Source organism: Neolewinella persica DSM 23188 (genome assembly GCF_000373105.1).
In the GTDB taxonomy this organism is placed as follows: Bacteria; Bacteroidota; Bacteroidia; order Chitinophagales; family Saprospiraceae; genus Neolewinella; species Neolewinella persica.
The window spans coordinates 32604-45491 of record NZ_KB890480.1; the positions used below are offsets into that span (position 1 = coordinate 32604).

Genomic DNA, 12888 nt, shown 5'->3' on the forward strand with positions numbered 1-12888 from the left:
GAATAAGCGAGTGATGGCATGGTTGTCAATAGGGGCAGCCCGATAGACTAAAGAACCAATGGCCCAAAGAACCAATTAACTGTTTAGCCATCAGAAAATCGCAGACTTGGGATAAGATTTGGCTAGCCTCCTGTTACCGGGCTTATTATCTTCGCGCACATGTCAGCTTCCCCCAAGAAATACATTTGCATTCACGGTCATTTTTACCAACCTCCGCGCGAAAATGCCTGGTTGGAGACGATTGAAGTCCAGGATAGCGCAGCGCCTTATCACGACTGGAACGAGCGCATCAACGAGGAGTGTTATGCGCCTAACGCTACTGCGCGCGTGCTGAATGCTACGGACCACATCAGTGCCATCAGCAATAATTACGACCGGATCAGCTGGAACATGGGCCCCACCTTACTCAGTTGGTTGGCAGCACATGACCCGGCTACTTATACCCGGCTCCAAAAAGCGGATCAGGACAGTATGGACCGCTTCGGTGGCCACGGGAATGCCCTTGCGCAAAGCTATAACCACATCATTATGCCGCTGGCCAATGCGGCCGACCAGCAGACACAGGTTCGTTGGGGAATAGCTGATTTCAAACACCGTTTTAACCGCATGCCCGAAGGGATGTGGCTGTCGGAAACGGCCGTTGATACTGCCACCCTGGAAGCATTGGTGGACAATGGCATAAAATTTACCGTGCTGGCACCCCGCCAGTGCCAGTCGGTGAAATTCGAGGAAGATGAGCATTGGCACGACGTCCACGGCGGCGTAGATACCCGCCGGGCTTACCGCTGCCCGCTGCCCAGCGGCCGGAGCATCGACTTATTTTTCTACGACGGTGACGTCTCTAAGGGAGTTGCCTTTGAAGGCCTACTCAACGATGGTCGCCTGTTGGCCAACCGCCTGATGAATACGCTGGACGATAAGCCCAATGAACCGCAGGTTGCTCAAATTGCAACTGATGGCGAAAGCTATGGTCACCACCACAAAAAAGGGGAGATGGCTTTGGCTTTTGCCCTCAATTATATTGATGAGAATCCTGATTTTGAATTGATCAACTACGGTCAGTTCCTGGAACTTTACCCGCCCGTTTGGGAAGCCCGTATCCACGAAAACAGTTCCTGGTCCTGCGTTCACGGAGTTGAACGCTGGCGGTCAGACTGCGGTTGCCATACTGGCGGCAAAGCTGGCTGGCATCAGCGATGGCGGCAGCCGCTCCGCGCTGCCCTCGACGGCGTCCGGGCGCATTTGATCACTGTCTTTGAACAGGAAGGGGAAGGCCTCTTTGCTGATCCCTGGGCGGCTCGGGATGCTTACATCGAATTGGTACTGGACCGCTCTCCGGACCGGGCCGATGCCTTTTTGGCTCGGCACGCCCGGCGGAAGACCGTAGGTGCGAAAGATAAAATAAAAATGCTGCGGCTGCTCGAAATGCAACGGCACGGTATGCTGATGTATACCAGTTGTGCCTGGTTCTTCAATGAGGTGACCGGGATCGAAACCTTGCAAGTACTCCAATACGCCAACCGGGCACTTCACCTCTGTGAAGTGGTGAGCAAAAAAAATTACCATCCGACCTTTCTGTCTGATCTGGAAAAGATCGAAAGTAACGTTATGGAAAATGCCGCGAAGGCGTACCGGGAGAACGTAATGCCCGCGCGCGTCGGCCTGCGCAGGGTCGGAATGCATTTTGCTACTTCCAGCCTTTTCGAAGAAGACATGGATGACCTGGAACTTTTTAATTACCGTGCGGAGATCCATGCCCTGCACCCGCTCCGGGCGGGTGGCTACCGGCTTTCGCTCGGCCGGATCACCATTGTCTCCAACCTTACCGCCGCGAACACCACCTTCAGCTTTGGCGTCCTTTACCTGGGGCAACAGACCATGATCGGAAGTATCAGGGATGACTTTTCCGCCGAAGGCTTTACCAGTGCCACATCGCTGATGGAACAGGAATTTAGAAACGGTCATGTAGGGGAAGTGATTGCGCTGCTTACCGCTCACTTCGGTTCGGAGACCTTCTCGATCTGGCACCTCTTCCGCGACGAAAAGCAGAAGATCCTACTGTCCATGACCTACCGTACCCTGGAGGTCGCCTCGAAGAACTTTAAAGACGTCTACTACGATAATTACCAGCTGATGAGCACCATGAGGGCCAACGGCATGCCGCTGCCCGATGCTTATCAGGCCGCGATCAACTACACCTTGCACCGCCGGTTAGAGGACTTGTTGACGAAACAGGAGGAACTCAACACCGGTCGCCTTGACCGCATCGTTGCCGATTTCAGTCATTGGACGCATAAATGGCGCGAGGCTGATGACCTGAGGAAAGCTGCTGAAGATCGGCTGCATAAGACCATCAAGGCTTGTTTCTCCGAACCTTCCAACTGGTCAGATGCCTTGTACTTACTCCAATCGCTCAAGCGATTAAAGCTTGCCCCGAACTTCTACCGGGCCCAGAATGCTTTGCTCGAAGGTTGGACGGAGGCTCACCTTGCCACCCTGGATGATAGCACCCGTGTCGAGGCACTATCGGTTGCCCGGGAATTGCGGTTTGAGTTAGGCTTTGTGGAAAGTATGGTAGTTTTGTAGTAAGGCTTTGTTCCCCGGCACTCGTGCCGGTGACCTCTTAATCTGAAAGACACCGGCACGAGTGCCGGGGAACAAGTCCGCTAAACCAATCGTACCATTAAGATAGCCATTCTAGCTCCCCTGAAGTTCCCCGTCGCCGAGCCCTTTCACGGCGGCCTGGAGATGCATACGCACCTGTTGGCGCGGGAGTTAGTGGCACGTGGACATGAGGTGACCTTATTTGCGCATCCGGGCTCGGATCAACAGTTCAATCTCGCGCCTATAGCCGTAAAGGAAAATGCAGGGTTCCTGACCTACACGCGGGCCATTCGCAAGGCCATCCGTTTTGCTGATTTAGGGGACTATGATGCCATTCATAATAATACCATCCACTTTTTGCCGCCATTACTGGCGCAGGGGCTTGGGATACCGATGGTGACCACCTTACACACACCGCCTTACAAGTCACACCGTCTCACCGCAGGGCTGACGAAACAAGTTCCTAACCACCACTACGTGGCCATCAGTCATTTTCTGGGCCGGCAGTGGCAGCCTTTTATTGGAGATGATTATACCGTCATTCACAATGGCCTTGACCCCGACGCCTGGCCTTTTTCGGCAACTCCGGCACCCGGGACTGCCATATGGTACGGCAGGTTTACGCCCGAAAAAGGGGCGGAATATGCCATTGCTGCGGCACGCGCGGCGGGGTGTCGGCTTACGCTGGCGGGACCGATATCTGACCAGCATTACTTCGATTCTTTAGTCGCTCCGGAACTTGATGAGCGTATCCGGTATGCGGGTCATCTTAAACAGGCAGAACTGGCGGAACTGGTGGGGCGTTCGGCCGTCGGCATCGTCACCTCGGTTTGGGATGAGCCCTTTGGGCTGGTTTTCGCAGAGATGCTGGCCTGCGGTACGCCGGTGGTTGGTTTTGACAGTGGAGCTGCGGTGGAGATCGTTACTCCGGAGGTCGGGGCCTTAGTGGCCAAGTATGATGTGCGGGCGCTGACGCAGGTGCTGGAGGAGGTGGAAGGGAGCAGGGTGAGACAGCACTGTCGTAAGCGGGTGTTGGATGCTTTTCAGGTGGAACGGATGGTGGCGGAGTACGAGTCGCTGTATCGGCGTTTAATCTCGCTCACCTAAAACAGGCGTTTAGTTCAGTTGGGTGAGTTCAGACATGCCAAGGAAAAAAAGCGTATTTTAGTTGACATAAAAGGCTTCATGAATATGCTACCACAAAAAACGTTATTAACGACCATCCTCCTCCTTTGCTGTATCAGTTGGCTGCAAGCCCAGGAAAAACGCTTACCCACCTTTGAAGAAAGCCTTTCTCTGAGCACCGTTAGGACGCCGCTCATTTCTCCGGATGGAAAGCATGTGATCTATTCCGTATCCCGCACCGATTGGAAAGATAATCGCTATGACTCCGAAATTTGGTTAGCGAAAGACGGAGAATTGCCCTTCCAATTAACCAATACAGATAAAGGTAGTTCCAGCGGCTATCTTTGGTCGCCCGACGGAAAATGGATTCTTTTCAGCGCCAATCGGGAGGAGGATGCCCAGTTGTATGCCATTCGGGTAGCTGGAGGAGAAGCCGTTAAGATTACGCAGGTGGAGGGTAATATTGGCCAATTTGATTGGTCGCCTAACGGGCAGCAGATTGCCTTTACCATGACAGAAAAGTCCACGAAGGCCGACAAAGAACGTGAAGAGCGTTTCGGCGCTTATCAGGTGGACGATGGCGAATATAAATTAGCGAGTCTGCACCTGATTGATTTTAAACCTAATCACCCGAAACCCAAAGATTTACCCTGTTATGAAAAAACGGATTCTTTAAAGAAGGTCAATTGTATCCAACCCATTGAGCCGCTGGAATTGGTTAAATCAACTGAATATACGGTGAGTAACTTCGCCTGGTCACCGGACGGTACACGTATTGCTTTCAACAAGCAAAAAGACCCCCTGATCAACTCGTGGTTCACCTCGGATATTGCTATTGTGGAGATCGCTTCTAAAGAAGTGAAGGATATCGTTACCAATCCCAGCGCTGATTTTGTGATCAATTGGTCACCAGACGGGGAGGAGATTCTGTATAGCTCCGCTGTAGATAATTTTGACTCCGTCTATTATACGAACGACCGTATTTTTAAAATGCCCGCTGATGGTGGCGAAGCTACTGAGCTGGCCGCCAGTTTTGATGAAGACAAGAGTGTCGTAGACTGGAATCCTACGGGCATTTATTTTATAGCTTGGCAAAAAACGGCGCGTCAGGTATTCAAAATTGACCCTGGGACTAATGAAGTCATTAAGGTTTTAGCCGCTCCTGAAAGGATCGGTAGTGTAAGTTTTTCTAAAGATGGTACCCAGATGGTTTTCGACGCAGCATCGGGAACCACCGTACCTAATATTTTCAAAGCAACCGTTGGCAGTTCTGTTCCAACCCGAATTACCGATCAGCAAGCACAGATCGAGGACTGGAAGGTTTCCAGTAGTGAAATGATCGCTTGGAAAAGTAAAGATGGTGCTACGATCGAAGGCGTATTGCACAAGCCTGCAGATTACGACCCCGCTAAAAAATATCCGTTAATGGTGATCATCCACGGAGGGCCAACGGGTATTTCGACGACGAAACCGTTGGCTAGCTATGTGTATCCAATGTTACACTGGTTGGATAAGGGAGCGTTGATCCTGGAACCCAACTACCGGGGCTCGGCGGGTTATGGCGCAGAATTCCGGAAGCTAAACGTTCGCAACCTGGGCGTGGGTGATGCCTGGGATGTGCTCAGTGGAGTAGATTATCTGGAAGAAAAAGGCATAATTGATACCGCTCGAATGGGCTGTATGGGCTGGAGCCAGGGCGGCTATATTTCAGCTTTCCTCACCACTACCAGCAAGCGCTTTAAAGCCTTCTCTGTAGGCGCAGGTATTTCCAATTGGATGACCTATTACGTCAATACCGATATTCATCCGTTTACCCGCCAATATCTTCAAGCGACACCCTGGGAGGATAAGGCGGTTTACGAAAAGACGTCACCCATGACTTACATCAACCAGGCCAGCACCCCGACCCTCATCCAGCACGGGGAGTTTGATCGCCGGGTACCGATTGCCAATGCCTACGAGTTGGCGCAGGGTTTAAGAGATCAGGGGGTCATGGCCAAATTGATCGTTTACAACGGCTTCGGCCACGGTATTACCAAACCCAAAGAACGCCTGGCTGCCGTGTGGCACAATTGGCAATGGTTTAATCACTACATCTGGGGAGAAGAGGTAGCCCTGCCTTTTGAACAGGAATGAGTGGGTTTTAGGGTCCCCTAACCAGCGTTTAACCTCGCTTGGATAAAGCGGACCCTTATTTTTCCTGGTGCTTTGGGCATGTACTCCTAGTGGACCATTTCAGAAATTTCGCGGGCTCGAATCTCGCGTAGCGAATACATAATAGTTACCCTGGACGAAGTCCGGGGTAACGGACTAACCGATAAAGGCACGACGCGCAGCGTCGTCAGGCCAAATGGGTGCTTTCATTATGGGACTGCGTCGTTCCTCCTTGACCCCGGCAACGAAAGTGTAGTTGCTGCGCGACAAGTATGAAGATCGCCCAATGACTGGAGATAATCTTATGCAGTATCCAAAAACTTTACAGAGCACTATCTTCCGCCAAAGCCCGGCGATCAATTTTACCCGTACCATTCTTAGGCAATTCGGTGACGGAGGTAAAATGTTTCGGGACCTTGTACCGAGCCAACCCTTGCCGGCAAAATTCGCTCAGCGTTTCCGTAGTAGGTGACCGTCCGGGTAACGGAACGAAAAAGGCGCTTCCAACTTCGCCCCACTTTTCATCCGGTACCCCAATGACGGCAACGTCCGTAATGTCCGGATGCTTTTCCAGCCACCGCTCAACTTCTGCGGGGTAGACATTCTCCCCGCCGGAGATGTACATTTCCTTCAGACGGCCAACCACGTAGAAGTACCCTTCATGATCTCGTTTTACGATATCTCCCGTTCTGAACCATCCATCGTGAAAAGCATTCCTGGTAGCATCCATATTCTGCCAGTAGCCCGGGGTCGTCATCGGGCCTCGCAGTAGGAGTTCACCAGGGACATCTGTGGTGCAATCCGCACCATTTTTGTCAATGATTCTGGTTTCCACGTAGAAGTTTGGTCGGCCGATAGAGCCTATTTTTCGCGTAGCGTCGTTCTGATGAAGCGAAAATAAGTTTGGACCGACTTCGGTCATGCCAAAGCCCTGCCGGATGGGAATGCCCCGCTGATGCCACTCCTCAATCACCGGTAAGGGTAAGGGCTCACCGCCAACAATGATGTATCGCAGGGAGGTGAGGTTGGCCGTTTTAAAGGCAGGATCATTCGCCAGCATGCGAAGCATGGTCGGTACCGCCATAAAAACGGTGGCTTTGCTTTGTTCCAATAATTCCAGCACCCGGCCGGCGGTAAATTTTCGTAGTAAAATGGTATGTCCGCCCCGGTGCAACAAGGGGGTTAAAAGCACATTCCAACCGCCGGTATGGAAGGGCGGCATTACGTTCACGGTGCTGCTTTCGGTGTTGATGACGAGCGACAATGCGGTGTTTACGCTGTTCCAAAATAGCATCCGGTGGGTGTACAACGCACCTTTAGGAAAACCTGTAGTTCCGGAGGTGTATAGAATGAAGATGGGGTCCGTTTCTTCTATTTCCGGCCAGGAGGAAGTATAAGCCATGGTTTCTTCCTTGCGGGAGAGCACTTCCCGTAGCGGCCAGCGTTGTGGACTGAGTCCGGAAGATTGGCAGGCATCATCTGCCAACCCGGCAAATTGCGTTTCAGTAATCAGCAGGGCAGGTGCTGCATCCTTCAGGATGTAGGCCAGCTCCGGGGCGCTGAGTCGGTAGTTGACCGGAATGAGCACAAAGCCAGCCTTTTGAGCGGCAACAAAGAGGAGGGGATAAGCGAGGTTGTTTTCGGCCAGGATGGCAATGCGATCACCATGCTGCAGGCCGAGAACAGCCAAAAGATGGGCGGCAAGTTGCGTGCCAGCCCGGTTTAGTTCTCCGTAGGTAAGGTCTTCTCCGGTATCTCCGTCGGTAAAGGCAATGGCTTTTGGCGTGTACGCCGCCCAGCGGGCGGCCCAATCTGTGGCAACCATAGTTCTGTCGATTTTACATCCGAAAAGCTGCACTGGCAAAGGCCAGTCCGCCGCCCGAGCCAATAAAGTACACTAACTCACCCGGTTTTACCAGTCCTTTCTCCCAGGCATTATTAAAGGCCATTGGGATACAGGCAGAACCCGTGTAGCCGTAGTTGTGCATAATGGTGTGTGCCTTAGCTGGTTCTGTCTCAAGTAATTTAAGTGTTTCCCTAATGGCATTGACATTGATCTGGGTAATGAAATAGTGATCCACCTCCGGGGGCGCGACGCCCGTACGCGCTGAAAGCTTCCTGGCCATATCGCTCCAGGTGGCAGGATTGAGTTCTTTGGGGAATTTATGCACGAACTGTAGTTGGTGCTGATGGGCAGCCATACTTTCAGGCGTAACGGGGTGGCGGGTGCCGCCACCGTAGATGCCCATCCATTCGTTGTATTCTCCTTTAGAACGGAGTTCACTGGCCAGAAAGCCTTTACCTGCTTCTTCCGTACATTCCAGCACTACCGCCCCGGCACCATCGGCAAACAGGGTTACTGTTTTCTTATCCTCCAGGTTAAGGTATTTGCTCATGGCGTAAGTACCGATGACCAAAACCCGGTTGTAGGCGTCATCGCTGCGAATATACTTTGAGGCGATGTCCAGGGCAGTAACAAAGCCGGCGCAGGCCGAATTAACGTCGAAAGTGCCAGCGTTGGCGGCCCCAAGGCGATCCTGGACCACCGAAGCGGTGGAGGGCGATACAAACTCTGGCGTATCCGTTGCAACGATGATCAGGTCAAGTTGGCCGGCCTGCAGGCCGGCCCGATCCAGTGCCTGCCTGGCGGCGTGTTCCGCCATATCTGCGCTACTTTCATCGGGTGCGGCCCAACGGCGTTCAAATATTTCTACATTCGTACGTAGCCAGGTGTCTACATCTTCACCAAGCAATTCGTTGAAATAGGCGTTGGGAATGACACGTGCAGGGGCATAAGCGCCACATGCACTGATTTGCGCATTTCGCATAAATAAAGATTTTAGTCCTTTTGAGGTACAGGCTGATTTCGGAGGCCCCAAGAGATTAAAGTGGAAGGAAGGGCGGTTGCCAAAAGGGCAATTGTAGCCGTGACGCCGGGGTTGGCAAAGGCTAGTGTCCCGTCAGGAAACCATACCATTCCGTAGCGGTAAAGGGTGAAATGAATGACGAGGGCCAGGGCGGAAAAGAACCAGACGAGCTTTTTGTGGACATTGGTAAAGAGTACACCGGCAAGCAAGGGAGGTACCGCCGCAAGCACCAGCCCGTAAACCCCCACCTGGCCGAAAATACCCAGCAGCGGTGGCGGATGAAGCGCTACAAAAAATGCAGCGATAGCGACCAAGACCAGCACCAGCTGGCTGATGCGCATGGCCAGCACCATTTGTTTCTCTTCGTCTCCTTCCTTTTTCCGGCGGAGCAGGTTTAGCACCAGATCGTTGGCGGTGATGGTGGAAATGCCAACCAATAAGCCATCGAGGGTAGACATCGCGGCAGCGAGCAGTACGACGCTGACGATGGTGAAGAGCCAGTCGGGAAAGGCTTCTTTCAGGTAGGCCGTCATCACCAAATCCTGGCGGAAAACCCCGGTTGCCGGATCAGCTAATGCTTCAGCGGGCACCGAGATGTGCGCCCAGAAGCCAACGAGTAGCAGCAGCGTGAAGAGGAGGTATACTCCGGAAAAAATGGCGATGTACTGCCCGACTTCCCGGTTGGTTTTCACGTACAGCGCTTTGGTCAGGATATGGGGTTGGCAAACCAGTGCCCCACCGATGCAGAAGCCCGCGATGTAAGTAGAGAAGATGTCTTTGAAGAACCGGCTTTCAGGGTTAACATAGCTCATCAAACCCTCGCCTGCACCCGCGACCTCGCCCCAAAAATTTTCCGTGCCAGTCATTAGAAATATGCCAGAACCAATCACCAGCACCGAAACGCCAACCATCAGGAATCCCTGAAACATGTTGGTATAAACGTGGGCGTAGGTTCCGCCAATCAGTACATATCCGGTAACGAAAACGAGCGTAATCACCAGGGCGATCAGGTTCGAAACGTCCAGCAGTTGCTGCATGACGATTGAGATACCGCCCACCAATAAAACGATGAAGGCGAAGCTCAGCAGGTTAATGAACGCGAAGTAGAGGGAGAAATTTTGGGAATCATACCTCTTGCCAATCCAGTCTGGAATCGTCAGCGCATGAAAAGTTGCTCCCAGCTCTCTGAAACGAAAAGACAATAAGAGGAGCATGAGTACAAAGCCAACATAAACGCTTATTCCCAGGTGCATGAAAGCGGAGAGCCCGTCAACATAAACGAACCCCGGGTTGATAATAAAAGTAGCAGCGGAAGCAGTTGCCGCGGCCAGGGTTACCCCTACCTGCAGCGGAGAGAGGTCTCCTTTACCAATAGCGAAGCTGCTAAATCCATCAGTTTTCTTTAACCCAAGCCATCCGAGGTAGGAAGTTCCCAGAAGGTAGAGTAAGAAGAGTGTCCAGGCAAGTACCATGAAATTGGTTAATGGTCAAAGAAGTTGGTTTTCCCGGGCGAACCCGAAGAGAAAGAAGGCTGGTGCCTTCCTCCCCAACGGGTACAGCCTTTGGGATAAAATGTCGGGTATGCCGGCTGGTTAGGTAGCCAGGTTACCCGGGCAACTTACTTTTTACCGCTGCGACGTGGCGGAAGGTTAAAGCGGAGCTCGAGCGTGTACAATCCTTTAGTCGGGGCACTAGCGGTGAACTCCCGCAACTCTGTATTAAGAAGATTGTTTGCAGCAACCGACAGTGTTACTTTATCGCTGATGCGGTAACCCAGGCTGGCATCGAAGGTAACAAATCCACCCAGGGGACCGTAGTTGAAAGAGTCTCCCGAGCGGGCGTTCTCGATGATCGGGAGGCCCCGGTAGGTAAGTTCAGGGTAGCTGCGGCTGGCGATCTGGAAGCTGCTGAAATAATCGTACTCCTGTACCCAACGGCCGAACAGGCTGCCGAACCACTTATCGCCACTGTAGTTCAGGCCGGCGCCCATTTTATGGGTGGGAGCGTTGACCAGCAGGTCGAGGAAGTTGACCACCCCATCGTTGTTGAAATCATTGTCCAGGTTGTCTTCGTCCGCACTGTAGTCGAAGTAACTGTAGTTCACGTAAGTGCTCAGCTCCGGGGTAAAGTAGTAGGTAAGGCCAATGTCCAGGCCGTAAGTATTGATTTCACCAAAGTTCACGTAGGTAGCCACCAGGCCGCCGTAGACGGCAAAGGCATCCTGCACATCCGCAATTGGTGTGTCGCCCCTTTCAGTGGTGACCCCTACCACGGTAACCGGGCTGAGGAAGTCCCTGGACTTATTGAAGTAGGTATTGGCATCGATGAACAGCTTGTTCTTGATCAGCTGCCCACGGTACCCCAACTCGAGGGTAGAAATTTTTTCGACCCGCTGCTTTTCGACCTTGCTGCCGTCCGCCAGGGTAAAGCCTTCGGCATTACCGAGGATCAGCCCCCCGAAGAGGTTGCCGTAAAGGTTCAGGATGGTGGGCGCAGCGATACCCTGGCCGTAGGTAAGCCGCCAGGTACCCGTCTTGCCGATGTTCAACAAACCGACTTTAGGCACGAAATTGAAATCGTAGACCTCGTGGTTGTCCGCCCGCGCGGCCGCCAGGGCCCGCCATCCACCTCCGAAGTCATACGTGAGGTGAGCATAAGCACCCAGCTGTGCTACGGTAATGTAGTCGTCGTCGTTCTCGTCGAGGAGGTAGGTTCCCCGGCTGTTGGCATTGTCTAACTGGTACTGAACACCGCCAACGACCTGCAGGCTGCCGAAGGTATTATTGTACTGTGCTTCGGCGTTCACCCGGTTGGAAGCATCCTGAAAAATAGCACCGGTTGAGTAAGAAAGCGGCCCGCGGGCCACGGCGTCGGATTGGCCTGCACGGAGGAGGTTGTAGTATGCCTTGGTCCGGTCATCGATGGAGTAGGTACTGTCCGTTTTTGAAGTGGTGTAGTAAGCCTGGGCGAACCAGTGGTCCCCACTGGCTTTGAGCTGTACGTAGCCTACCTGCCAGTCTTTGATCTGGTTGCGACCAACGTTGGTGGGCGAGAGGTAGGTGCTGTTGCTCATACCACCGGCGAGTTCCAGCTTCAGTTTATCCGAGGGGTCATAATGCAGGGCAAATTCACCGCGCAGGAATTCGACATCGCGGTCGAGTTCCAGTTCTTCATAGCCTTCCTTTATCCCGTCGGGTATCGGATTGCCCATCATGTCGAAGGCGCCAACCCGGTCGATAAATACGGAGTCGGTGTACTCAAATTCCGTACCAGCCGTGTACTCTGCGGTAACTTTGAAGGCAAACTTATCACTTAACGCCTGGGCGTGGCGAATCCGCGCACTGTAGTAAGCATCCCCATCACCGGTGATTCCGGGGTTGAGGGTAATGGTGGTACCCTGGTATTGCCGCGGATCTTTAGTAATCGTATTCAACAAACCATTGTGGGCGTTCGGCCCGTAGAGGGTGGAGTTAGGACCCAGAATCAGTTCCACCTGTTCGATGTCTTCCTTGATGATCGTATTCAGCGGGCCGAAGGGGAGCCCCGTAGCCACCAGGGTACTGAAGCGACCGTCGGTTACCTGCAGGTTTTTGGCGTTGAAGTTGGAGTTGAACCCCCGGATATTGAAAGCTGGCGCGGCCAGGCCGGCGCGGAAATAATCCACCCCCTTCTGCCGGGCGATCAGCTCGGCCGGATTACCGGCATACTCCAGGATTTCCCGGGAGAAGATCGTTTCGATCGTCGCGGGGCTCTCCGTTATTTTTTCCGGTTTTCGGGAACCGGAGACCACGATTTCGCTCAGCTCGAAGCCTTCTTCCAGCGTGAAATCTAAGGTGTTGGTACTACCGGAAGCAATGGTAACGGTTGCTTTTTCTATGGAATAACCGGTGAAGCTTACCTGGACAAGGTAAGTGCCGGGGGAAAGGGAAAGTTCGTATCTCCCGTCTTCGTCCGAAAAAGTACCGAGCGAGCTGCTTGCCACCCCAATTGTTGCTCCGGGTAATGGGCTGCCATCTTCGGCTAATACCCGCCCCGACAGTGTCGCCTGCTGGGCCATCGCTACCGACGCGAAGAAACTTATGAAAAGAACTAAAAGTATTTTATACATGATTTCATCTTTAAGGATACAGTCACATGT

Annotated in this window: 7 protein-coding genes; 3 read left to right on the top strand and 4 right to left on the bottom strand. The window is 52.9% G+C overall.

Going from position 1 to position 12888, the window contains the following annotated elements:
* The first annotated feature begins 159 nt into the window (after positions 1-159).
* From B036_RS31045 to B036_RS0124975, 3 genes are all read left to right on the top strand, one after another.
* The gene (locus B036_RS31045; protein WP_020571468.1) at positions 160-2586 is read left to right on the top strand and encodes a DUF3536 domain-containing protein; all 2427 of its coding nucleotides are present in this window, start codon (positions 160-162) and stop codon (positions 2584-2586) included.
* A 162-nt stretch (positions 2587-2748) separates the two neighbouring features.
* Positions 2749-3711, top strand: coding sequence for a glycosyltransferase (locus B036_RS0124970; RefSeq protein WP_020571469.1), 963 nt, complete (start codon positions 2749-2751; stop codon positions 3709-3711).
* A gap of 84 nt (positions 3712-3795) precedes the next feature.
* On the top strand, positions 3796-5865 hold the full coding sequence (locus B036_RS0124975; RefSeq protein ID WP_157472422.1) for a S9 family peptidase: 2070 nt from the start codon (positions 3796-3798) through the stop codon (positions 5863-5865).
* Between the two features lie 340 nt (positions 5866-6205).
* Here the strand turns inward: B036_RS0124975 and B036_RS0124980 are convergent, their stop codons facing one another.
* From B036_RS0124980 to B036_RS0124995, 4 genes are all read right to left on the bottom strand, one after another.
* Positions 6206-7708, bottom strand: a complete 1503-nt coding sequence (locus B036_RS0124980; protein WP_020571471.1) for a class I adenylate-forming enzyme family protein — start codon at positions 7706-7708, stop codon at positions 6206-6208.
* A gap of 13 nt (positions 7709-7721) precedes the next feature.
* A complete protein-coding gene (locus B036_RS0124985; protein ID WP_020571472.1) occupies positions 7722-8711 on the bottom strand; it encodes a 3-oxoacyl-ACP synthase III family protein in 990 nt (329 codons plus the stop codon).
* Positions 8712-8722: 11 nt separating this feature from the next.
* Positions 8723-10222 carry a sodium:solute symporter family transporter gene (locus tag B036_RS0124990; RefSeq protein ID WP_020571473.1) on the bottom strand — a complete coding sequence of 500 codons (1500 nt, stop codon included), beginning with the start codon at positions 10220-10222 and terminating at the stop codon, positions 8723-8725.
* 146 nt (positions 10223-10368) lie between these two features.
* Positions 10369-12858, bottom strand: coding sequence for a TonB-dependent receptor (locus tag B036_RS0124995; RefSeq protein ID WP_026232334.1), 2490 nt, complete (start codon positions 12856-12858; stop codon positions 10369-10371).
* Positions 12859-12888 lie beyond the last annotated feature (30 nt).

What these genes read in the sequence shown, in the direction of transcription:
- B036_RS31045 (WP_020571468.1), top strand. Translation starts at nt 160, where the DNA reads ATGTCAGCTTCCCCCAAGAAATACATTTGCATTCACGGTCATTTTTAC.
- B036_RS0124970 (WP_020571469.1), top strand. Translation starts at nt 2,749, where the DNA reads ATGCATACGCACCTGTTGGCGCGGGAGTTAGTGGCACGTGGACATGAG.
- B036_RS0124975 (WP_157472422.1), top strand. Translation starts at nt 3,796, where the DNA reads ATGCTACCACAAAAAACGTTATTAACGACCATCCTCCTCCTTTGCTGT.
- B036_RS0124980 (WP_020571471.1), bottom strand. Translation starts at nt 7,708, where the DNA reads ATGGTTGCCACAGATTGGGCCGCCCGCTGGGCGGCGTACACGCCAAAA.
- B036_RS0124985 (WP_020571472.1), bottom strand. Translation starts at nt 8,711, where the DNA reads ATGCGAAATGCGCAAATCAGTGCATGTGGCGCTTATGCCCCTGCACGT.
- B036_RS0124990 (WP_020571473.1), bottom strand. Translation starts at nt 10,222, where the DNA reads ATGGTACTTGCCTGGACACTCTTCTTACTCTACCTTCTGGGAACTTCC.
- B036_RS0124995 (WP_026232334.1), bottom strand. Translation starts at nt 12,858, where the DNA reads ATGTATAAAATACTTTTAGTTCTTTTCATAAGTTTCTTCGCGTCGGTA.